The 22,832-nt window shown below is 37.5% G+C and carries 19 protein-coding genes; 18 read left to right on the top strand and 1 reads right to left on the bottom strand.

Going from position 1 to position 22,832, the window contains the following annotated elements; genetic code table 11:
• The first annotated feature begins 4 nt into the window (after nucleotides 1-4).
• The 3 genes from DXB91_RS09395 to DXB91_RS09385 all read left to right on the top strand — a co-directional run bounded on the left by DXB91_RS09395 (nucleotide 5) and on the right by DXB91_RS09385 (nucleotide 2,975).
• Nucleotides 5-445 carry a hypothetical protein gene (locus DXB91_RS09395; RefSeq protein ID WP_118017693.1) on the top strand — a complete coding sequence of 147 codons (441 nt, stop codon included), beginning with the start codon at nucleotides 5-7 and terminating at the stop codon, nucleotides 443-445.
• A gap of 356 nt (nucleotides 446-801) precedes the next feature.
• The gene (locus DXB91_RS09390) at nucleotides 802-1,164 is read left to right on the top strand and encodes a plasmid mobilization protein (protein WP_118017691.1); all 363 of its coding nucleotides are present in this window, start codon (nucleotides 802-804) and stop codon (nucleotides 1,162-1,164) included.
• Nucleotides 1,143-2,975: a relaxase/mobilization nuclease domain-containing protein gene (locus DXB91_RS09385; RefSeq protein ID WP_118017689.1), complete on the top strand. Its 1,833-nt coding sequence runs from the start codon at nucleotides 1,143-1,145 to the stop codon at nucleotides 2,973-2,975. The genes DXB91_RS09390 and DXB91_RS09385 overlap by 22 nt, the downstream gene beginning before the upstream one ends.
• Before the next feature lie 91 nt (nucleotides 2,976-3,066).
• Here the strand turns inward: DXB91_RS09385 and DXB91_RS09380 are convergent, their stop codons facing one another.
• Nucleotides 3,067-3,399 carry a hypothetical protein gene (locus tag DXB91_RS09380; RefSeq protein ID WP_118017687.1) on the bottom strand — a complete coding sequence of 111 codons (333 nt, stop codon included), beginning with the start codon at nucleotides 3,397-3,399 and terminating at the stop codon, nucleotides 3,067-3,069.
• A 127-nt stretch (nucleotides 3,400-3,526) separates the two neighbouring features.
• On the opposite strand from DXB91_RS09380, the gene DXB91_RS09375 reads away from it, so the two are divergent.
• The 15 genes from DXB91_RS09375 (at nucleotide 3,527) to DXB91_RS09305 (ending at nucleotide 22,831) form a co-directional block, all read left to right on the top strand.
• Nucleotides 3,527-4,360, top strand: coding sequence for a helix-turn-helix domain-containing protein (locus tag DXB91_RS09375; protein ID WP_118017685.1), 834 nt, complete (start codon nucleotides 3,527-3,529; stop codon nucleotides 4,358-4,360).
• Nucleotides 4,361-4,565: 205 nt separating this feature from the next.
• The gene (locus DXB91_RS09370) at nucleotides 4,566-7,379 is read left to right on the top strand and encodes a Z1 domain-containing protein (RefSeq protein ID WP_243003554.1); all 2,814 of its coding nucleotides are present in this window, start codon (nucleotides 4,566-4,568) and stop codon (nucleotides 7,377-7,379) included.
• A complete protein-coding gene (locus DXB91_RS09365; protein ID WP_118017681.1) occupies nucleotides 7,369-9,456 on the top strand; it encodes a hypothetical protein in 2,088 nt (695 codons plus the stop codon). The genes DXB91_RS09370 and DXB91_RS09365 overlap by 11 nt, the downstream gene beginning before the upstream one ends.
• Complete coding sequence (locus tag DXB91_RS09360; protein ID WP_118017679.1) at nucleotides 9,456-10,397, top strand: hypothetical protein; 942 nt, start codon at nucleotides 9,456-9,458, stop codon at nucleotides 10,395-10,397. Before DXB91_RS09365 ends, DXB91_RS09360 begins: the two co-directional genes overlap by 1 nt.
• 47 nt (nucleotides 10,398-10,444) lie before the next feature.
• Nucleotides 10,445-11,125: a hypothetical protein gene (locus tag DXB91_RS09355; protein WP_243003553.1), complete on the top strand. Its 681-nt coding sequence runs from the start codon at nucleotides 10,445-10,447 to the stop codon at nucleotides 11,123-11,125.
• Complete coding sequence (locus DXB91_RS09350) at nucleotides 11,125-12,456, top strand: DNA cytosine methyltransferase (protein WP_118017675.1); 1,332 nt, start codon at nucleotides 11,125-11,127, stop codon at nucleotides 12,454-12,456. Before DXB91_RS09355 ends, DXB91_RS09350 begins: the two co-directional genes overlap by 1 nt.
• A 3-nt stretch (nucleotides 12,457-12,459) precedes the next feature.
• Complete coding sequence (locus DXB91_RS09345) at nucleotides 12,460-13,359, top strand: PD-(D/E)XK motif protein (protein ID WP_118017673.1); 900 nt, start codon at nucleotides 12,460-12,462, stop codon at nucleotides 13,357-13,359.
• A gap of 16 nt (nucleotides 13,360-13,375) precedes the next feature.
• Nucleotides 13,376-14,635, top strand: a complete 1,260-nt coding sequence (gene dcm, locus DXB91_RS09340) for a DNA (cytosine-5-)-methyltransferase (protein ID WP_243003552.1) — start codon at nucleotides 13,376-13,378, stop codon at nucleotides 14,633-14,635.
• Nucleotides 14,632-15,387: an HNH endonuclease gene (locus DXB91_RS09335; protein ID WP_118017669.1), complete on the top strand. Its 756-nt coding sequence runs from the start codon at nucleotides 14,632-14,634 to the stop codon at nucleotides 15,385-15,387. The genes dcm and DXB91_RS09335 overlap by 4 nt, the downstream gene beginning before the upstream one ends.
• Nucleotides 15,388-15,389: 2 nt before the next feature.
• Nucleotides 15,390-15,599 carry a helix-turn-helix domain-containing protein gene (locus DXB91_RS09330; protein WP_012741086.1) on the top strand — a complete coding sequence of 70 codons (210 nt, stop codon included), beginning with the start codon at nucleotides 15,390-15,392 and terminating at the stop codon, nucleotides 15,597-15,599.
• 13 nt (nucleotides 15,600-15,612) lie between these two features.
• The gene (locus tag DXB91_RS09325) at nucleotides 15,613-16,062 is read left to right on the top strand and encodes a very short patch repair endonuclease (RefSeq protein WP_055306284.1); all 450 of its coding nucleotides are present in this window, start codon (nucleotides 15,613-15,615) and stop codon (nucleotides 16,060-16,062) included.
• An 82-nt stretch (nucleotides 16,063-16,144) separates the two neighbouring features.
• A complete protein-coding gene (locus DXB91_RS09320) occupies nucleotides 16,145-17,578 on the top strand; it encodes an RNA-binding domain-containing protein (protein WP_118017667.1) in 1,434 nt (477 codons plus the stop codon).
• An 815-nt stretch (nucleotides 17,579-18,393) separates the two neighbouring features.
• Nucleotides 18,394-18,552, top strand: a complete 159-nt coding sequence (locus DXB91_RS14135) for a hypothetical protein (RefSeq protein ID WP_158564592.1) — start codon at nucleotides 18,394-18,396, stop codon at nucleotides 18,550-18,552.
• An 871-nt stretch (nucleotides 18,553-19,423) separates the two neighbouring features.
• Nucleotides 19,424-21,133 (top strand): recombinase family protein, encoded by a 1,710-nt coding sequence (locus DXB91_RS09310; RefSeq protein ID WP_118017662.1) that lies wholly within the window; start codon nucleotides 19,424-19,426, stop codon nucleotides 21,131-21,133.
• A complete protein-coding gene (locus DXB91_RS09305; protein ID WP_118017660.1) occupies nucleotides 21,134-22,831 on the top strand; it encodes a recombinase family protein in 1,698 nt (565 codons plus the stop codon).
• Nucleotide 22,832: the final 1 nt, after the last annotated feature.

Genomic DNA, 22,832 nt, shown 5'->3' with positions numbered 1-22,832 from the left:
ACACATGGCAATGGGATTTAGAGAGAGGCGGCTTGGCTGCCGTCTCTATATGGACCGCCAGTCGGATGCAAATATCCTTAAAAAGCTGGATAGGATGCTTGTGGATGGTAGCTTTCCTAACCAGACGGAGCTTATCAAGAGAGGTATTGAACTGGCCTATGAAGAAGTGTATGGAGAGGCGGAAGAGGTTAAGGCGTCCCATAGGCAAGAGATTGATGTAAAGAAGTTTGCGGAAGAAGTTGCCAGGGCATTGAAGCCGGAAATGGAGAAGTTGATGGCAGAGTGTGAGGCGAGAGTTGCCACGGCGGAAACACTAGCATTACCCGAGCTGGCTTTGGCATCAACGCATGATGTTCCACAGGATAATACAGTACCTGTAACTGATGATGAAGTCATTATTCCAAGTCAGACATTCAATTTTCTAAAAGGACTGAATGATGATTAGGAAGATGTGCAAACGACGTCGAATTGACGACAATGGAATCCTAAATGACGGCAGATTGACGTCATTCATGTATAAAATAAATATATCTGACTGCAAACTGACGCCAGTTGGCGGACGGTTTGCTGTCGGTATTTTGGCACATATTTTGTGCCATATATCGGGTGCAGGAGCTCCTGCCAAGACAAAAAATGGTAATTGCGGTTAGCAATTATATTTTTTTGGGGGAAAGGTCCGACCTTTTCCGCATCTTGCAAAACCTATAAGCAGAACTTTCAGAAAGGATGAAAAAGAAATGGTACAGATAAAAAGAGATTGGTTTGATACAGCATTGAAAAATTACGAAAGGGGAGAAACGCATGGCAGATGGAAAGAGAAGATACAAGTCTGACAGGAAAGATTATAAGATATCGGTAAAGCTGTCAGAGAAAGATATGGATATTCTGAAAGCGGCACTTAAGCGGACGGGAATGACAGCAAGTGCCTATATAAGAGAATTAATCCGGACAGGAGGCAATATAGATACAAGTTATCCTGAGGACAGGGCAAGAGCAATCCGTGTTATTGCCGGTATTGCAAATAATATTAATCAGGCGGTAAAGCTTGGCAATTCACAGGGGAAGTTGTATTACAGCGACATTGACAAGCTGCAGAACAGTCTGGATGATGTAAAGAAAACATTCGGGGAGGTGCTGGAAGTATGGCGATTACAAAGATCCTAAATATCATGGAATCGGAAGGCAGAAATCCGACAACACACCTGAAGAATGCTTTGGAATATATCCAGAATCCGGATAAGACAGAAGAATGTGTACTGGTGGGCGGTATTAACTGCCTGCCGGATACGGCATTTGAGCAGATGGAGGAGACAAAGAACATTTTTAATAAGACGGGTAAAAGGCAGGGGTATCATGTGATCATATCGTTTTCACCGGAAGAAAAAGTGACGGCAGAGCAGGCAATGTATGTGCTGGAGCACTTTGCGAAGGATGTGCTTGGTGATGATTATGAGGCTGTGTATGCGGTTCATACTGACAGGGAGCATATGCATGGACATCTTATCTGGAATAGCGTCAGCATGACGACGGGCAAGAAATACAATTCACCGAAAGGCAACTGGAAGAATCATCTCCAGCCTATCACAAATAAATATTGTGACGAGCTTGGACTTACTATTATGCCAGCAGAGTACAGTAGGAACCCTAAGAATATCAGCAGGGACAAATGGGAAAAGGAAATGTCCATGAAAGAGATAATTCTCAGGGATGCCAAGATGTGTGCATATGCAGCCGGGAATGTGGAGCATTTTAAATATCTGATGAAAAGACTTGGATATGTATTTAAGAAAGATGCGTGGATGGAAGTGCAGGCACCGGGATTTCGGTATTATCATAAACTGGCAAAGCTGGACGAGATGTTTTCAGAGGAGACGTTAAGGCATCATGTGGATATGCCTTGGATGGCAAAGCCTTACTTTTATTCGTCAGATATCAGGGGATTGCACAGGGTGAAACTGTCCCCATTTCAGAAAAAATTTTATGCAAAGCTATACAGATTAAGGATTGTAGAGCAGAAGCGTTTTGTAGTTGGTGGAGCAAAGTATACAGAGGATTTGAAAAGGTTTCATCAGTTACAGGACGAATATCTGCTGCTTGTAAATAATGACATCAAAAGTGTTGTGGAGCTTGTGGATTTCATAGGTGAGCAGAAAGAAAAGATTCAGCAGATTGAGGACAGACAGCATGAGATATACAGAGAAAGCTCAAGTCGGAAACGCAGTATTAAGAATGAAGAGCAGTACCGGGAATATCAGATATGGCATGTGGAAGTGCAGGAAGAACTGGATGAACTGAAGCAGGAGAAAAAGGAGATTAAGAAGCAGTTGCAGCTTGCTGATGGCATTATAAAAGAAGATTTGTATACGGCTTATTATGCGGTGTCTGGGAAAGAAGAAATCGTTGCAGACAGGGATGTTGAGATACCGGGGATGGAAAAGGAGGCTGAGGTTGAGAAAGCAACGGCAACAGTCGTTGAGCCTGATAGAAATGTTGAGGTAGTGAATCCAGACAATAATCAGAATGAAATAGGCAGACAGAAAGAACAGACTGATAGTGCGAGAAAACAACAGACTGATTTAGATAGCATAGGAATACCAGAGATTCATAATTCGTCTGATGTGAATGTTGCAAGAGTTGGCGAGAGTATTACTGACGTAACAGATAAAGGTGAATATGTGGAAACTAAAGAAAATGAGCCAGTGGACAAAGTTAGTTGGATTGTCAGGAAGATATCAGAGCTTGATGGTTATGAGAATGTCAGTGATTCTGTTAAGGCTGATATATTTGGATTTGATATTGCTGATGTAAGTGGAAGCATAAGGTTGTTCTCGGATGTAATGAAAAGGCTGGGGATAAAGCTGGATGGGGATGAGCTTTATGAAGAGTTTCAGAGGATTTATGATAAGAGTGTCGATAGAGATGCTGATAAGGAAAAGACTGGAGATAAGATTTGGAACAATGGCAGAGGAAGGTGATTCCTCTGTCATAACATCGTGTAGAAAAGTATTGTTTTAGCAAATGACTATATAATATATGGTAAAATGGAAACATAATACAAGTTTGGAATTATGTTGTGAAAAGTTTACGAACATTTTTCATAGCCATGGGACTGGCAACTGCTACTCCTAATACGCTAAATGGAATGATGGCAAAATATAGTAAATTTTGCCAGCGTTCATGATTACGTTGTTCGTAATTCTTATCCAATGATGTTAGCTTTTCTTGGGTGCTCATGTCGTTGGATGATTTAATTAGCATAGTTTTCGTTATGTATTTTTCTTTAGATGTATTTTCTGCATCAGAGATGGATTCAAATGCTTTTAGGCACATATTTTCAATGATGCTGTCCTGTAGGGTGCTGTTTTCGTCTATTGTTTGGATATAATTATTTTCATTCATGTGATGCCTCCTGATTAAAAATCTTTGAATTGACAAGATATATTTTAAGATTTATTCTTACAAATGTAAATACTAATAATGATATACAAATGATGTAAATAATAAAATTAGGAGGATAAAATATATTATGAATGATATAAATAAGGCGCAATGCTGGTGCAATCGCCTGTATAAATTGATGAAAGAAAAGAATTATACTCAAAAAAGCTTCTTAAAAGAATATAAGGAAAAATACGGAGGCGGAACGCAGGCAAATATAAGCAGATGGCTGCGTGTAGGAAGTAAAATTGAAAATGGAAAAACAATAGGGTTTCCTTCATATGAAACAATGTCAAATTTGGCAGATTTTTTTGGAGTATCAGTAGGTTATCTTATTGGTGAAACAGATTATGAATCATTTGAAATGGAAAAAGTGTGTAAGTTTTTAGGACTGGAGGAAGAAACCGTAAAAGCTATAAAAGGAATAACTTCTGGTGAAAATATGGGCATTGGAGCAAACAGTATGTGCGGCGAATATAAATCAGCATTTCGTTATATTTTAACAGCAAGTAGTTTTCCTGTTTTTATTAAAGAGGTTAGAGAATATGCAGAAAATGTCTACAGATTGAAGCATCCGATAAAATATATGGATATAGTTTCTGCAAAAATGAGAAAAGATTTATTTGATTTGGCTGTTAAGTGTATGGATTATCAATGCATATCAGATGATAAATATGGAAGAATAGATGATTTTGAGGAAAATAGTGTAGAACCTACAGAAGAATTGTTAGAGGCAATTAGGATACTGAAAGATGCACGAGATGAAGATTATGCTCAAAAATGTCATATAGAACAAATGGTTAAACTTTCTGAATATGAACTTCAGAAAATATATTTTGAAGTTATTAAGGAATTAACCAAAGAAGAGCATTTATCAGATATGGTAATTCCTGTATATATTGAAAAAGATTTAATAAATTAAGGTTAAAATTAAAATAGCTTTCTGCTTTTGAAAAGTTAGTGAGAGCAGTTTTTAAATTTTAATTTACCAGCAATTTTGATTGGAGACAACTCCTTGAAAAGTAAAAAACAAAGTTGACGATATAAAACTCTGGTTTTATAATAGGGTTATGGAAAAGGTAAAAAATTGTCGATAAAATTTCAAATATACCAATGGAGGAATGCATATGTCTAATTTTGGTTTGCCTGAATATGATCAACACAGAGAATGGATTCGTAATGCGAGAAATCGTAACATGAAGTGGGAAGAGATTGATTATGCGGGGCGTGGTAATGATGAAGGATTATCAGAATTCCTAACCCAACAGTCCTTATTGAATTTTTGGAAAGAAGTTAGTTGCAGTGAATGGAAAGAACTCGTTCACTTACAAAAAGAGGCAGAAGAACAGACACAGGTTATAGATTATCTTAGTGGTCAGGCTATGATTATGGGTGAAGGCGAAGATAATGATGTTACGGTACCAGCAGATCCACAATCCGCATGGCAGTTATATAGAAAAAAATTGATTAAGGGTGGTTTTAAAGAAGAAATCGTTGATGAGATGGAGAGAACTACATTAAAGATTTTGAAGAGACTGAGCAGTGACACAACCGAAATGAAACCAGTTAAGGGATTGGTTATTGGTAATGTTCAGTCTGGAAAAACTGCAAATATGGCAGCTTTAATGGCTATGGCGGCTGACTGGGGATGGAATATGTTTATAGTTTTATCTGGAACCATCGAAAATCTTAGACAACAAACACAAAACCGGTTATTAAATGATTTAAATTGTCAGGGCAATCTCAATTGGAATGGTTTAGAGCATTTATCTAAAAAACCAATGCTAGGACAAAGGACACAGGATTTGCACTTTGATAAAACGTCAAAACAGAGATATTTTACAGTTTGTCTGAAAAATCCGGGAAGACTTAGGGGGCTTATACAATGGCTGCAATCTGATGGTAATAAACAAAAACAGATGAAGATACTGGTTATAGATGATGAGGCTGACCAGGCTGGTATTAACACAGCAAATGTTAATAGTTCAACGATTAAAACAATTAATAGATTGATAAGAGATCTGGTAAATGGAAAAAATGAGAAATCGCAGGAAATCAGTAATAAATATAAGGCGATGAATTATATTGGATATACAGCCACGCCATATGCAAATATATTAAATGAGGCTGGAGAAGATTCGTTATATCCTAGAAATTTTATATCAACATTAAGTGTATCAAAGGAATATTTTGGACCACAACAGATATTTGGATTTGAGGGCGGGGATTATGATTATGATGGTTTAGATATCGTGAGAATTATTGATGAGGATGATCTTCAGGCAATCAAAGAAATTCATGAAGAAGGATCCCCGTATGTTCCGCTCGCGTTACAGGATGCTATATGCTGGTTTCTGTGTGGCGTAGCCTGTATGAGAATATGGGGATACGGAAAGCCGATTAGTATGCTGATACATACAAGTCAGAAAACTGATCATCATCAGAATATTGCAGAAGCGGTCAGAGATTGGATTGTGAGCAAAGATGTAGATGAGATGATTAGAAGATGTGAAAAAGTATGGAATACTGAAACCAGTCAATTTACATTTGAAAAGTTTAGAGAACAATATCCACAATACGATAGGAAGGATGAAGAAATAAACAGATATCCTTCATTTGAGGACATACGTAAGGAAATTACAATTTTGTTGAGTAAAGAACCAACTAATATTCCATTGGATGAGGACGATGAGTTCGCATATCACGAAGGAATTCATATGTGTATTGATAATTGCAAGAATAATGGAATTACCGACGATGGAATGTATGTCAGATTGGCATATCCTACGGCTGATAACATGCCAACACCAGCACCGGCGTTTATTGTTGTGGGTGGAGCAACTTTGTCCAGAGGTTTAACGATTGAAGGACTTATCAGCACATTTTTCCTTCGTTCTGTTAGTCAGGCGGATACACTTATGCAAATGGGGAGATGGTTTGGATACAGAAAAGGGTATGAGTTGTTGCCGAGATTATGGATTACATCTAAGACAAATGATCAATTTAAATTTCTTGCAGCGCTGGATCAGGAGTTACGTGATGAAATACATGAAATGGACACCTTAGGAAAGAGTCCTGCAAATTATGGACCAAGAGTGAAAAATACTCCTAAAGCAAGTTTTATACGTATAACTGCAAAAAATAGGATGCAGAGCGCACAAGCAACAGATATGGATTTCAGTGGCTCTTTTAATCAGACATATTTGTTTGATAATGATGTAGCAGCGCTGAAACATAACATTGTTGAGACTGAAAAGTTTATTGCTTCATTAGGACAACCGGAAGAACGAAAAGAATGCAATCAACATGCGGAAAATACTTTTATTTGGAGGAATGTTGAATTCTATTTGGTGAAAAAATATCTTGAAGAGTACAAATTTAATTCGAGATTAGGAGTTTTCAATGATATAGCTTCTGTTATTGCTTGGATTGAAAAAATTTCAGCAGAAGGGAAACTTGAAAATTGGAATATTATTTTGGCTGGAAAAGGTAGTGGTTCTGTTTGGAATTCACCAGTAGGTCCGGTAAAAAAAGTAAGCCGTACAAGGAAGAAATTGAAGAATGAATCGGATACGGTAATAAATATTGGTGTTTTAAGGGATCCAAAAGATATTATAGCTGATATAGATTTGGAAGGACAGCCGCAAGAGATTGTGAGCAAGGTTAAGGATTTTAAATCAAAATATGCAAAAGAGATTAGAAGTTTAGCTGGTTTAGATTCAACTCCACAGATGATTGTTTATATAATAGATAAAGATTCAAAAGCGGTAAAAGGCTCTGATACGAGAGAAGATCTAAATTCGGTTGAGGATATTGTAGGTATTTGTATGAATATTCCGGGTGGAAAACGCGGAACAGATTATACAGCGACTGTATCTATACATATGCAAAATAATCCATTTGACGACGAAGGTGACTTGGAGGGAACAAATGAAAATTGAAATTGCTGAACCTGGTAGAATGACCCAGTCGGGGAGTTCATTACTAAAATTGATACAAAATAATAATATGCCTATTTTAGATTTGTTGGTTCGAGAATCCATACAGAATAGTCTAGATGCAAAAAATGATACAGACCCATATGTGACTGTAGATTTTTTTACAGGAGAATTTAATAAAATATCTTTAAATAAGGAATTAGAGGGCATAACAGAAACTTTAAATAGAAAATATTGGAAAGACACGTACAAATTCATAGCAGTACGTGATTCAAATACTGTTGGACTGACAGGCAAGCTGCATTATGATGAAGTAACAGATAACCAGTATGGAAATTTATTAAAGTTGATTTATGAAATAAGTAAACCACAGGAAGCAGAAGGTGCAGGTGGTTCATGGGGACTTGGTAAAACTGTATATTTCAGAGTTGGAATAGGACTGGTTGTTTATTATAGCAGAATACTGAATGAAGAAGGAATATATGAGTCGCGATTAGCAGCTTCACTGGTGGAAAATGAAATGAATGCTGACTCACTTATTCCTGCTTTGCCGGGAAAATCAAAGCGAGGTATAGCATGGTGGGGACAGGAAATCGGCAGCAACAAAACAAAACCTATTACAGATGAAAAGTATATTGAAAAAATTTTAAATATATTTAGAATCGAACCATATGAAGGTGATTTAACAGGAACCACAATAATCATTCCTTATATTGATGAACAGATGTTACTTGAAAATAATCAGATAGAATATAAAGATAGTGAAGATAATAGAATACGTCCTTTTTGGAGATGCAGTATTGAAGATTATCTTCGAATCTCTATACAAAGATGGTATGCTCCGAGATTAAACAATGAAAAATATCCATATGGGAAATTTCTACGCGCACGAATCAATAAAAAAGGAATTGGTTTAGACAATATGGAACCTGCATTTCAGATTGTACAAGCACTTTACAATAGGGCTGTGTCAGAAGAGGCTGGGAATGATATTTTGGCACAAGACGGCGTGGAGTGTAAATCAGAAGACATTCTTTTGCGTAAGGTATTGGAAACAACAAAGGCTGGTACGATTGCGTATACGAAAGTTCCACGTAAAATATTGAAAACAGGATATCCAGATAACAAACCAGAGCCGTACATGTATTTTAATTGTGAAATAAAGGATAAAGAAAAGAATAAACCTGTTTTATTTTTTACTCGTAAACCAGGGATGATTGTATCATATGAGGATGTGGGAAACTGGGTTGATGGAATAAGTGCTTCTAGTAAAGATGAATTTATTTTTGCTATTTTTGTGCTAAACTCAGAAAATAAACTTACTAATACAAGAGAGCCATATAGTCTTGAGGAATATGTAAGAAAAAGTGAGATGGCCGATCATACTTCTTGGGGAGACTTTAGTATGGGTAATAATAACCCGAGAATTGTGTCAAAGGTACAAGCGCAGATTAATAGTAAAATTTCTAAGGAATTTTTTGTAGAGGAAGAAGATACAACTAGCAGATTAAACTCTGGTCTTGGAAAAATGTTTGGAGATTTGTTATTACCACCTGAAAATTTTGGTAAAAAGCCAAGTGGCGGAACAAGTGGTGGACAAGGCGGAAGTGGACACACCGAAACACATAAAAATGTTGTTTTTGGTTATGAATCATCAAAAACAAAATATTTTGCGAATGGGATGACGGTTAAGTTAACAATCAAATCGCGAAGAAAGATTTTGGCTACAGGGATTAATTTGGCAATAGATTCTGAGACAGGTGCAATTAAACCTAAAGACTGGGAAGAAAAAATGGGATTATCCATGCCGTTTGAGATAGTTTCTGCAGATATTGTTGTTACAAAAGTAGATAAACTTAAAACAAATTTAAAAATGGCAGTAGATAGCAGTAATGAAAGTTCTGGAATAAGTGACATTTCTTGTGAATTACTTAAAACGAAAAATGGTGCTGGTTATGGTATACATGTAAGGTCAGATGCTGAGCATTTGATAGAAATGGAACTTGATATTACTTTGCAGTTGAATAGAAAAGATATTAAACCATTGTTTAATGTTGAAAAGAATGAAGGTGATAAATAATGGCAGCGAATATTTCACTTTTTCCGGTAATAACGGATGATTTGTTAGGTAAAACTAGATTCCAGGCATCACCATATCAGCTTTATTATGTAAGAGATGATCAGGAATATGTATTGCGTACGGAAGAAGTTGATAGCAGTACTATAGTTCATAAAGTGATCGATGATGAGGGAATATGGTCTCCGGATGATTATCAGTTATGTATTGGAAGAAAGTATTCAATTCGTACATATCAGTGTTTGTTTGGACCAAACGGAATAGCATGTAATAATGCAAAACTGGGAATAGCATTAATATGGACATCCCCTGATTCAAAGCAAAGAGGTGTTATTCCGATTGGAGAGATAGAAAATTCCCAAAGAGATTTGGAATTTGAGTTAAATTATGAATTCTCAGAAGCTCAATTAAGAGGAAGTGTGGAATTTTCGACAATTATTTATTTGAAAGAAGCAGGCACTCCGCTTTGGGGAGAGGAACATCTGGCTAATCAATATGGATGTATTTTAGGAGAGTTAGATAATAAATTTGTAATAAGGCTAGATGGAAATGGCTCAGTATTTCCTATGTATGAAATACATGAACCGGGTCAGCCATTGTGGTATGTAAAATGTGATTGGATAGATCCAACATATGACCTGTTTTCAGACAGTGTTTCTATATACATAAATACTGCACACAAAAATTACAAGTATTTAGATAAAACGAAAAGAACATTTGATGAGCAACTTTTAAAGGAAATAATGGCAAGTGCACTAGGTGTTATTGTTACAAAATTAAAAGAACAGGAAGATTATTGGGATGCAACTACTTCTGGTGAGGATTTGCAAAATGGTAGTGTGTCAGAAGCTATCCACTATTTCATTGATACATTGGAGTGGGATGTTTCTGGACCGGAGGCAATGTCATTGTCTATAAGAAAATTTTTTGATCAAAGGATATAGAAAGTATGATTATTAAAACATTAAATCGTTCGGAGGCTCAGAATGCAATGAAAGAATGGGTTTTGAATTATCCTTCATTGCCGGAAGTCGAGGGAGATTATTTGAAGATACGTAAAGATATACAAGAGTTTAATCAAAAGGTGAGAAGTGAGTGCCCGGATAGTATAGCAAAAAAAGATTACTACATAGATGCTCACATTGGAATTTTGTTGTACGATTATTTGTGGCGTGTGCCGGGATTTAACCTTAGAGCTGCAGCTAATGACGATTTTTGGAGATATCTTTCGATAAAGGTTATACCAGATGTCGTTGCTGAAAGATGGGGATATGATAATGAGAGTCATTATTGGAGCAAACCTGCAAGAATATGGCTTAGATCAATTTGGTGGTACGTACATTTGTCGTGGCAGGGAGATATGCAGACAACTGCCAAAGTATTGGAGACTCCATGTTTTACAACCGACAGTATATTGAATTTAGAGGAAAGAACAGGACGTAAGGGAACGTTTATAAATGTATATAGATACATTATGTATTACTATAGTCATATACCGCAACAGGTTCTTGATGAATACAATAAGAACACAGAAACGCAGCAGGATGATTTATTCAGAATTGTAATGAAATTGAATACTGCTAAAGTGATGGTTGTGGATCCGGCATTATATTTGGGTGGCGAAAAAGAATATGTACGCTCTTTATTTATGGATTCGGGGGTGCGTGTGTAATGTTACCTAAAATTATTGATCTGTTTTCAGGGTGTGGTGGATTGGCACTCGGATTTGAAAAAGCGGGTTTTGATATTGTGGCAGGAATTGAATTGATGCCAGAAGCATGTAAAACCATTTCTTACAATCTTTCCTGGCGCTATGGAAAAAAAGAAACACATATATGCGGAGATATAACAGAAATAGAAGCAAGTGTGTTTAAAAATAGTTTTGGAGATGAAGGGTGTATTGTTATAGGAGGACCGCCATGCCAGGCGTATTCTATGGCGGGTCGCGGGAAACTTAGATCACTCGGTGAAGATAGAGTAAATATAAAAGATGCAAGAGGATATCTGTATCAGGATTTTTTGAGATTTGTATTCGAATTGGAAGCAAGAGCTGTTGTGATGGAGAATGTTCCGGAATCAACAAATTTTGGCGGTAAAAATATACCAGAAATAGTATGTACTGAGTTAACTAAAAAAGGTTATAAGGCATATTGGACAATACTTAATTCTGCCGACTATGGTGTTCCACAGGTAAGAGAGAGAGTTTTTGTTGTAGCAATCAAGGGGGATGAAGGAAAAGAGATAAAACTACCAAATCCAACACATCGAAATGAGGTTGATGTATTGACTCAGCATCAAAAACGATTTGAGGGATATAAGCAATGTCAATTTTTTGTGGAACCCAATGGAACAACAGATGAATTAAAACCATGGGTTACTGTAGGAGATGCTTTTTCAGATTTACCAGAAGTATTTCCGACAGCAGACTCAAAATACAAATTGGTGTCATTAAATATTGAGTATCCATATAAAACGGAAGCACAGAATGAATATCAAAAAATAATGAGAACCTGGTATGGTAAAGAGGGATTTGGTGTTTCGGCAAATGCATTCAGAAGGAATACCAGAGATTTCCCGATCTTTGAGAGAATGCAACAAGGAGATAATTATATTGCGGCGACAAAGATAGCAGAAGAGCTATTCTATGAAGAGGCAAAACTTTTTGGGTATGAGAAGGATAGTGAGGAATACATTAGTCTCTATAATAAAATGGTTCCGCAATATGATAAAGAAAAATTTGAGAATAAATGGAAAAAACTTGATGTAACAAAACCATCTCATACATTAGTAGCACATTTGGGAAAGGATACATATAGTCATATTCATCCAATTGAACCAAGAGGAATTACCGTAAGGGAGGCTGCAAGGTTACAATCTTTTCCAGATGATTTTTTCTTTGATTGTTCTATGGGCGATGCATTTAAGCAAATTGGAAATGCTGTACCTCCGCTATTGGCGTATGGAGTTGCAAAAACAGTGTTGAATACTTTTGAGGAGGAATAGGCTATGGGAATACTGGAGGAAATTAGAGAGTATTTCGCATCGACGCAAAATGGTGCAAGAGAAATTAAAACGTTACCAAAAGAATACTCAGCAATGGTTATCCGTGATAATGAAGGATATGGTGTTGCTATTGAATTTGATGATATCAGAGATATTTCAGAAAAATTTGCCAATAGCAGATTGTTTTCCAGAACTCTTGCGATTGGTGGGATAGAAAAAAAGTATCTTATTCTAAGTTGTATGTTGGATAGTTTACGATATGAATTTGCTACGGTCTGTGCGCAGTTTGTAGAGCCAGGAATTGACGGAATGGATAGAAAAAATCTTATGTCTGAACCATTGGAATGGTGGAAAAAGTGGCGTGAGTTAATGGGAAATACCATTTCTAATAAGGAAGCCTACAGTGTAATTGCAGAAATGATGGTTTTAGATGATTTATACACTCAGGATAATACTGTGGAATGGACAGCTGTTAATTCTGGGAGCCACGATATAGAGGGAAACGAGAGCAGCTATGAAGTTAAGTCAACAGTAAAACGTTATGGTGCTACTATTACTATATCTGGACAGCATCAGCTCCAAAGTTTAAAAAGATTACAGCTATATTTCTGTAGATTAGAACAGTCAAGAACAGGAATATCTATAAATGATATGAAGGATAGACTAGTTGCAGATGGATATGATAAAGATAAGATTGAACAGCAGTTATATCAGTTGGGATATGAGCGGGGTGCAAGTATAAGGGAAGAAAAATACAAAGTATTAGAAAAAAGAAAATATGAGGTCGATGATACATTTCCGAAGATAACAAAAGCCTCATTTAAGGATGATCATATACCGGAGTCAATAACGCAAATTACATATACCATTGATTTGGATGGCTTGGAATATACTGTATGGTGATCCCGGGAGAAAAGAAATGTTTAGAGTAATTGAAACTTTTAGTGGAATTGGCAGTCAGGCAAAAGCATTAACAAGAATTGGAAAACCTTTTGAAATTGTAAATACTGCAGATTGGGATATTAACGCAATACTGGCATATTGTCTGATACATAAAGGCAAAATTGATATTAATAAATATGCAGATATTTCAGATGAAGATGTTACAAATTTTTTAAAAGGTTTATCGCTGAGTTCCGATGGAAAGAAACCTATGAGTGATGAGGCGTTTAGGCGAATGCCAATGCATTTGAAACGAAGATTGTATGCAGCAATAAAAGAAACAAGAAATATGGTAAGTATTACGGATGTTATGGGAAGTGATATACCCGACAATATTGATTTGTTCACATATTCATTTCCTTGTCAGGATTTATCATTATGTGGATGCTGGCATGGGAATAAAAGTGGAATAGCAAGGGATGCACATAATCGTTCTGGTATGCTTTGGGAAGTTGAACGTATATTGCTTGAAATGAATGAAATGGGAAAAGAATTACCTCGCTTTCTGCTTATGGAAAACGTGACTAATATTCTGTCAAAACCACATGCTGCAGATTTTGGTGATTGGAAGGAAACTTTAGAAAATCTGGGATATTATAATAAAATATATAGGCTTAATGCTCAAAATTTTGGTATTCCTCAAAAAAGAGAAAGAGCGTATATGATCAGTATATTGTGCAAAAATAATGCAGAAACGATAGCCCAAGTAGAAAAGTACTTTGAAGAACATAATTTGGAAAAGGATGAAGCAACGCGTTTAAAGCAAAGAAATTTAAGGTTAAAAGACATTCTTTGTTTAGATTACGATGATGTTCCCCGATATAAGGAAGAAGCTGATGCAAGTAAACCTAATGATACGCCTTCCAGAAGAAAAATATGGGAAGATAATGAATTGTTGTATGATGGAAAAGAGATTAGGGACATCGTTGTTAATACAGTAACGACAAAGCAGGACCGTAATCCTAATTCCGGCTTGATTATTTATAAGAATCGGGCAAGAGGAAAGACAAAATGGAGATATCTGACTCCAAGAGAGTGCTTTAAGTTGATGGGATTTGATGAATCGGATTTTGACAGGATAATTAGTGATAATCCTATGGTAACAAAGAACAGATATTTGTATTCAACAGAGAAGCTTATTAAACTGGCAGGTAATAGTATCGTGGTTGATGTTTTGGAAGCTATTTTCCGACAGATAATGGATATTAATGGGAAGATTTTAGGTGAAAGAAAATGACAATAAATCAGAAAAAGTCTTTAGTGGCATTTTACATTTCAAAGTTTAATGATGATGCATTTCGTGAATTGGGATATAGTGGACCGGTGTCAAAAGCGATGGATGACTTATCAGTACGAATTACCGGTCCGGGTGTTGAACCTAATGCTTATTTAAGACGAAGACGGGATGAATTTGATGTGTTTTTTGATAATGGAAGAGCTGGACAACATAACAGAAAACCAACAGCGACTGTAACAGAACTTTATGAGCAATGGGATGTAATGGAGTTTAAAGAAATAACAGAAATTGTGAAATCAGTTTTGGATGGAACAATGGAAGAAACTCAGGTGATAAATTTAGATGTTGATGGAGAAAAAGTTTCAGAATATGATGTTGAACAGTATTTAAACTTTGATGATAATACAGCAGCATTAAATAAGACGGTAAAATCTGTGATAGAACGTACCTATTCTAAAAAGAAAGTAAATATGTTAAAGCGTCTATATGCGTATAGATGTCAGATATGTGGTCAAAATGTCGGTGAAGAACATGGCGTTAATATTGCGGAAGCTCATCATATTAAGTATTTTTCAAAGAGTGTTGATAATTCATCAGATAATCTTCTTATATTGTGTCCAAATCATCATAGTCTGATTCATGTATTAAATCCAAAATTTGATTATGATGAATTACAGTATATTTATCCAGACGGAAAGACTGATAAAATTATATTGGATTTGCATCTGACTCATGGTAAGGAGGAAGAATAAAAATGACAATATCTGAGCAAATAAAAGTATTATGTGTCAGACAGAAAATAAGTCTGGCAGAGTTGGCAAGGAGATTGGGAACAACACCTCAAAATTTTAATGCAAAACTGAAAAGAGAAAGTTTTACTGTGGCAGAGCTTGAGGATATAGCAGAAGCCGCGGGAGTTACTTTTGAAAGAAGTTTTGTGTTGGATGATGGAGACACAGTATAAGAAGGTGATATATATGGCGGATGTTTTGACTAAAGAACAACGGCATAAAAACATGAAAAATATTCATGGAAAGGATACTAAAATTGAAATTATCCTTAGAAAAGCTTTATGGGCAAAAGGTTATCGGTACCGGAAGAATTATAAAAAGTTACCGGGAAATCCGGATATTGTGTTGACAAAATATAAGATAGCAATTTTCTGTGACGGAGAATTTTTCCATGGAAAGGACTGGGAAGTATTAAAACCCAGGCTGGAGAAGAGCAATAACAGTGAATTTTGGATAAGTAAGATATCTAGAAACAGAGAGAGGGATGATGAGGTAAACAAAAGATTGTTGTTTGAAGGGTGGACTGTTATCCGATTTTGGGGTGATGATATTAAGAAGCATACGGATGAGTGTGTGAAGGTTGTCGAGGAGGCAATATTTGATTTGAATTTTGATGAAAGTGAAGACTTTAATTAAGAATAAAGTCTGAGTTATAATTTAAATAGAAAAAATGAGACTAATAGATAGCAGTTCTATTTTAGGAAAGGTGGATATTTGCATGGATTATAAAAGCAAAGTGAAAGAGCTAATTGAATATCCTAGAGAAGCGAATTGGTATGAATTCAAGACCAACTGGTATGAGCCAGCAGGAATTGGTGAATATGTTTCTTCGTTGTCAAATGCTGCCGCATTGGAAGGGCGCGAAGCCGGATATTTGGTATGGGGAGTAGACAATGATACTCATGAAATTATTGGAACAACTTTTGATTATACGGTTGATGTAAAGAATGAGCCACTAGAGCATTATTTGGCAAGACAGGTTTTTCCGGATAACAATTTTTCATTTCACGAAATTACAGTAGAAGGAAAAAGGGTTGTCATTTTAGATATACCTGCAGCAACTAAAGTACCGACCAGTTTTGATAATAACAGATATTTACGCATTGGATCCAGTAAAGTAAATCTGAATAAATACCCAGAGCGTGAGTCGAACCTATTTCATGTATTGCGTGTTGGGCTACCTACGATTTGTAATACAGAATCGGAGAATCAAGAATTAACATTTGATAAATTGTTTGTATATTATGCATCAAAGGGAATTACACTAAATAAAAGAACTTTTAAGAAGAATCTTGGCTTTTTGCTGGACAATGGGAAATATAATATGTTGGCGCAGTTAATGTCAGATAATAGCGGCATTCCGATACGTTTTGCAATTTTTAAAGGTAAAGATAAAACATCCACGATGTATTCTGTTCGTGAATTCGGAAATACCTGCTTGCTGATGTCGTTAGATAAAGTTCTTGAGTATGGTGGTGTACTGAATGTTCCACAGGCAGATGAACGAGAAAGAATAGTGGAGAGAAAAGAGATTCCTCTATTTGATGAAGAGGCATTCCGAGAAGCAATGATAAATGCATTTGTGCATAATCAGTGGACAACGGGGAATGCGCCAATGATAACAGCGTTTTCTGACAGAATAGAGATTTTATCCAGAGGAACAATTCCTCCGGGACAGACAATGGAAGGATTTTTCGCGGGTGAATCTGTACCGGTAAATCAAAAATTATCAGATATGTTATTGCAACTGCACATAAGTGAGCGTACAGGTCGTGGAGTCCCAAAGATAACAGAGGTTTATGGAAAAGGAACATATGAGTTCAGGGAAAATTCTATTGTCGTGTCCATTCCGTTTACCAGGGTATCAACAGAGGATGAGGACCCAAGATGGACCCAAGATAGGACCCAAGATAGGACCCAAGATGGAACTCAAGAAGATAGTAAGGGTAGTTCGGAGGATGAGAAAATTAAGCGTATTTTGGAATTTTGTCAAACCCCGAAAGGTATATTAGAAATCACAGAAATGTTAGGATATTCCGGAAGAAAGCCAACGAAGAAATATGTCAAACCATTGGTTGAACAAGGACGTTTGGCGATGACGATTCCGGATAAGCCTCAAAGTAAGAATCAAAAGTATGTAACCGTGAAGTAATTAATGGTGGGTGAATAGAACGATGGACTAGTTTGGAAGGGCATTTTAAAGAATAAGAAGTATTGTGCTTATTTCAACCAAAATCTGGTGCGTTTTCCTTAAAAAACAGCAACCCTGTCCATAGACAAACACAAAAACCCATCGTATAATGAATACACGATTTGCAAATTTCATACTTTGCCGAAGTGTACAATCACGACAGAAGGCAGTATGATATTTTTGCATAAATCAGAAAAAGGTCACAAACTGACACCTTTTTCGCAAAAATAGACCATGATAGTCCCTTGTGGACGACACTGGATTGGTTTATACTATATTCAGGCTTTAGACAAGCCAATAAGAAAATGAAAATTGACAACTGAATAGCAGTTACAGATTTGAGTAAAATTACGGATCATATACCCGCAGGATGAAAGTCACAGTTATCATATTAGTAGGCTGATGGATTGAGAGATGAAGGCTGAGAGGCTGGACGGAAGTTCGGGCAATGCGGGATCAGGTATGTTGCGTAAGGATAATAACCCATGAGGGGCGAGAAGTTCGTCCCGATCCCCGCAATGCAGGTAGGGGAGATAGTGCTTCTCCGGAATGGAGAAGGGCGTCGTGAACACAGATAGTGGCTCGTCTGTAATTCCCGGAGATGAGTACACCTTTACGTATACGGGGCGATGAGGGGTCAGAAAGACCGGCGTATACCTTCATAGGACGTTAAGAGAAGTCCAAAACAGAATAAGTGATAACCAGAATCGTTATCCATAGTTTATGCATTTTCAAATGAGCTATGGGTAGCGATTTTTTTAATGGAGGTAACGCAGATGGAAGAAAAAATAGATATTAAAGCAAAGACAATTAAGGTGGATACGGGTAAAGGAAATACCATAAAAGTAACCATGTCATACGGTGAACAATCAACTCTGGAAGAGTTGTTGATAGCATATCTGGGGCAGAAAATAGCAGGTGGAAGTGCAGCATAATAGTAGCTGCCTGATGATTTATAAGGGCTCGTGTTATGGTTGTGACTGGTAAAAATGCTGAAAATCATATTTTGTCAGAAAATGTGGAAAAAAGTGGTAGACAAATATTTGCTTGGAATGTAATATAAGCATGTGGTAGGAAATTAGATTAAAAAATAGCCACAATACCTGTAAAACATTGCGAACGTCCAGCCAACGTGATGACCAATGTTAAGTTTTTCTAATTGAATAGTTGACAGTAAGACAGCTTGAAAATGTCGGTGCAGATGAGACACCATGAAATAATAACCGCTGTCCATGGTCAACAAAGTAAGCGCAAGCTTACATACATATTTACATACGGAAACATCGTATGGATGCAGAGTATGGCGTCAGAGATTATAAGAATATATGACGTCAAAACAGTTTAAGTTGAAATGAATATCGAACCAAAATGAAGAAAAGATGTAAGTTATTTAGCTTTTCTGTATGGTTTGTGCTTTTCGGCTTTCGTGTGTAAATGTGATATGTAGCGCGGTTGTTACAGCAGATGTAACAAGAGACTTTGTTAACTATGGAGAGCGGTTTTTGTGTCTCATGATTTAGCCACAAGGAGGACATTTTCAGGCTGTTTTTCATTTTTGAAGGGAAGGAGAAGAGTGTATTTTGCAGGAAACAGATACGAAAGAGCTGAATGTGACGGAGGGTTCACAACATGATGCAAAACAGCAGGGAAAGGCGAAACGGTATGGAAAATATACTGTTCAGTCCACCTTTGCAGGAAGCTGTAGCATTACGGATGTTATGAATTGCTATATAGAACGGAAAGCGTCACTTAGATATCAATAGAAGCTATTTTTACAGCAGTTGAAGAACGACAGGAGGAATTGTAATGAGTAAGAAACAGATTGATATATACAGAACAGGAATTTATCTGAGATTGTCTCAGGGAGATGAAGATATTGATGGACTGGAGAAGAAGGAAAGCAACAGTATTTCCAACCAGAAACTTTTACTGGAGGGATTTATAGATGCCCATGATGATTTGAAACTGGTGGATATTTTTATTGATGACGGTTACAGCGGAAGTAATTTTGAAAGACCGGAGTTTCATAGGATGATGACATCCATGAAGGCGGGGAATCTTGACTGCATTATTGTAAAAGATTTGTCCCGACTTGCAAGGGAGCGTATTGGTGCGGATGAGCTGATACAGAAAACTTTTAAGAAATATAATGTGCGTTTTATTGCAATATCGGAAGGGTATGATAGCCTGACTGCCAGTAGCAGTGAGACGCATACGATCATTCCTTTCAAGAACCTGCTGAATGAGCAGTATAACGGTGATACGTCCATGAAGGTTCGTACCAGTCAGGGCATTTTGAGAAGAAATGGGCTGTTTATCGGCGCATTTGCACCATATGGTTATCAAAAGGCAGAGGATAATAAGAATCATCTGGTGCCGGATCCTTATGCAGCCGGTGTGGTTCAGGGGATATTTGCAAAGAAGCTTTCGGGAATGAGTGCATCAGGAATTGCAAAGATTCTTAACAAGAATTGCGTGCTTGCACCATCGGAATATAAGGCAAAATGTGGAGAAAAATACAGCACCAGTTTTAAAGGCGCAGGACAGTCAAAATGGTCTGCCCAGACAGTATCAAGGATTCTTAAGAATGTGGTGTATATCGGAACATTGGCACAGGGAAAGCGGACAACCGTCAGTCACAAGGTTAAGAAGGAAATAGCAGTACCGGAATGTGACTGGGTGGTAGTGGAGAATGCACATGAAGCAATTATCAGCAGGATGGATTTTGATGCAGTACAGGTTCTGATGAGTCGGGATACCATAGCAGTTGCTGGAAAAAACGAATCATATATGTATGCGGGAATTTTATATTGTGGTGATTGTGGCAGCAGTATGGTTCATCGCAAGGAGTCATACAAGGGCAGGGAATATATCAACTATATCTGTTCTAATTATAACCGGAACGGTAAAGATGCCTGCAGTCGTCACTGCATTCGTGAGGAGGACCTGAATCAGATTGTGCTGGGAGAATTGCAGGGATATATCAACAGTATGTGTGACTGTGAAAAGGTACTGGCGCATCTGGATGAGCTGAATGTGAATTATGATGAGGCCGTTGCCCATGATAAAGAGATTGTTGCCCTGAAGCAGGAGCTTACAAAATGCTCTGCATTTAAGGCTTCCCTCTATCAGGATTTGCGTGATGAGATTATCAGCAAGGAGCAGTTTACAAGGTACCGCGAGGAGTTTTCGGCAAAAGAGAGGGAACTTGAACAGGCAATCAGAGAGCAGGAGACAATCATCCGCGATATATATGAAAATGGAATTGCTGTGGCAAAGGACCTGGAGCAGTTTCGTGAAGGTCTGGTGATTGGAAATCTGGATCGTGTGGCACTGGTTTCATTTATTGACAGGATTCTGATTTATGATGATTTCAGGGTGGAAATTGTGTTCAAGTATCGTCAGGAGATGGAAAAGGTTGCCAGATTGTTTGATGTCGCAAATGAGAAGAATGCGGAGCCTGTGTACACCATGGTAGATGGTTTGCCAGTGTTGGAGCTTAAGGAGGCGGTGTAAATGGCGAGAACGAAGAATAGATTTAATGCAGTTCAGATACCAGAACCGGCAACAGCTGATATACCTGCAAAGCAAAGAAAATCCTTTCGCGTTGCACTTTATGCCAGATTGTCGGTGGAACTGAAATCAAGACCGTCGGAGTCCATAGCCAACCAGCTGAGTATTTTAAGAGAATTTATCAGGGATAAGGCTGAATTTATAGAATATCAAGAGTATGTTGACAGTGCAGTGTCGGGAACCAGTTTTGACAGACCTGCATTCGGGCAGATGATGGATGATGTCAGGGAGGGGAAAATCAGTTGCATTATTGTAAAGGATATGTCCCGTTTTGGCAGGGATTATATCGAAGCCAGCAATTATATTGAAACGATATTTCCGTTTCTTGGGGTACGTTTTATATCGGTAAGTGATCATTTTGACACAGAGGCAGAATTTAACCAAAATAAGGCACTGGAAATTGCATTGAAAAATCTGGTGAATGATATGTATGCCAAGGATATTTCAAAGCGTGTTTCAGTTAGTCGCAGGCTTGATATGGAAAGGGGCAAATTTACCGGAAGCAATGCACCATATGGTTATAAGGTGGATAGTGGGGATGCACTTCGTAAGTATGTGATAGACAGGGCTGCGGCGGCAGTTGTCCGCCAAATTTTTGAACTGGCAGCAGATGGAGTGACACTTAGGGAGATTGCGAAAGCACTTCAGGAGTATCGCATTGCATTACCGGGAGATTATCTGAAAACAGGGAATCTCTATGTGGAGGAAGGTGCAGAGGCAAAGGCATGGTATCCCGGTACGATTTCCAACATCCTGAAAAATCAGGCTTATATTGGAAACATGGTACAGGGGAAAAGACGTACCAGTCTGTATGATAATGAGGCAAGGCATGCTACGGATGAAAACGATTGGATTGTGGTTGAAAATACCCATGAAGCGATTGTGGATAAGGAACTGTTTAACAAGGTAAGAGCTGTTATGGATAAGAAGGTGGAAGAAAGCATTTTTACCTCTGACAGGGGAAAGAATCTGCCGATAAAAGAGGATATTTTTGCAGGAATTTTATTCTGTGGAAATTGTGGCAGAAGAATTCCTTTAGCTTCCAGAATCCTGGAAAAGGATGGAGTGTTGGAGCGTCAGTATTTTTATTCCTGCAGATACAATTATGATTTTGGTGGGAAACAGTGTGGCTGTACCATCATGGAGCAGGATCTTATAAAGGTGGTGCATAACCTGCTTACAACTCAAATTGCAGTACTGACCGACAGTGCCAGGACGGAGGCTTCCATGCGAGGCGTGATGGACAGGGAACTGAAAAATCATGACATGCGGATTCAGAAGATTCAGAAGCAGATTGACAGGAAAAATTACGAAGAAAGCAAAGAGTATCAGTCTTATGTTACGGGAGAGATTACTAAGGCTGATTTCAAGTGCAGGCAGGAGAAAAACGCTGATGCCATAATGAGACTTCGGGGACAGATATCGGATGAAGAGGCAAGCCGCAGGCGTGTGAAGAGATTTTGTGAGAAGAAGATACAATGGCTGAAAGCAATTTATCGTTTTCAAAGTGAGGTCACACTGGATAAAAATATGATTAAAATACTGGTCGACAGTATTTACCTGTATCCGGGTAAGAGGCTGGTAATTAACCTGAATTTTAAAGATGAGTATGCCAGGATGGCAGACGGAGAGGAGATTTAAA

The organism is Coprococcus sp. OM06-34AC, assembly GCF_003462545.1.
GTDB lineage: Bacteria > Bacillota > Clostridia > Lachnospirales > Lachnospiraceae > Coprococcus > Coprococcus aceti.
The sequence above is the reverse complement of the archived record's forward strand: the minus strand, read 5'-3'. Positions and strand labels throughout refer to the sequence as shown.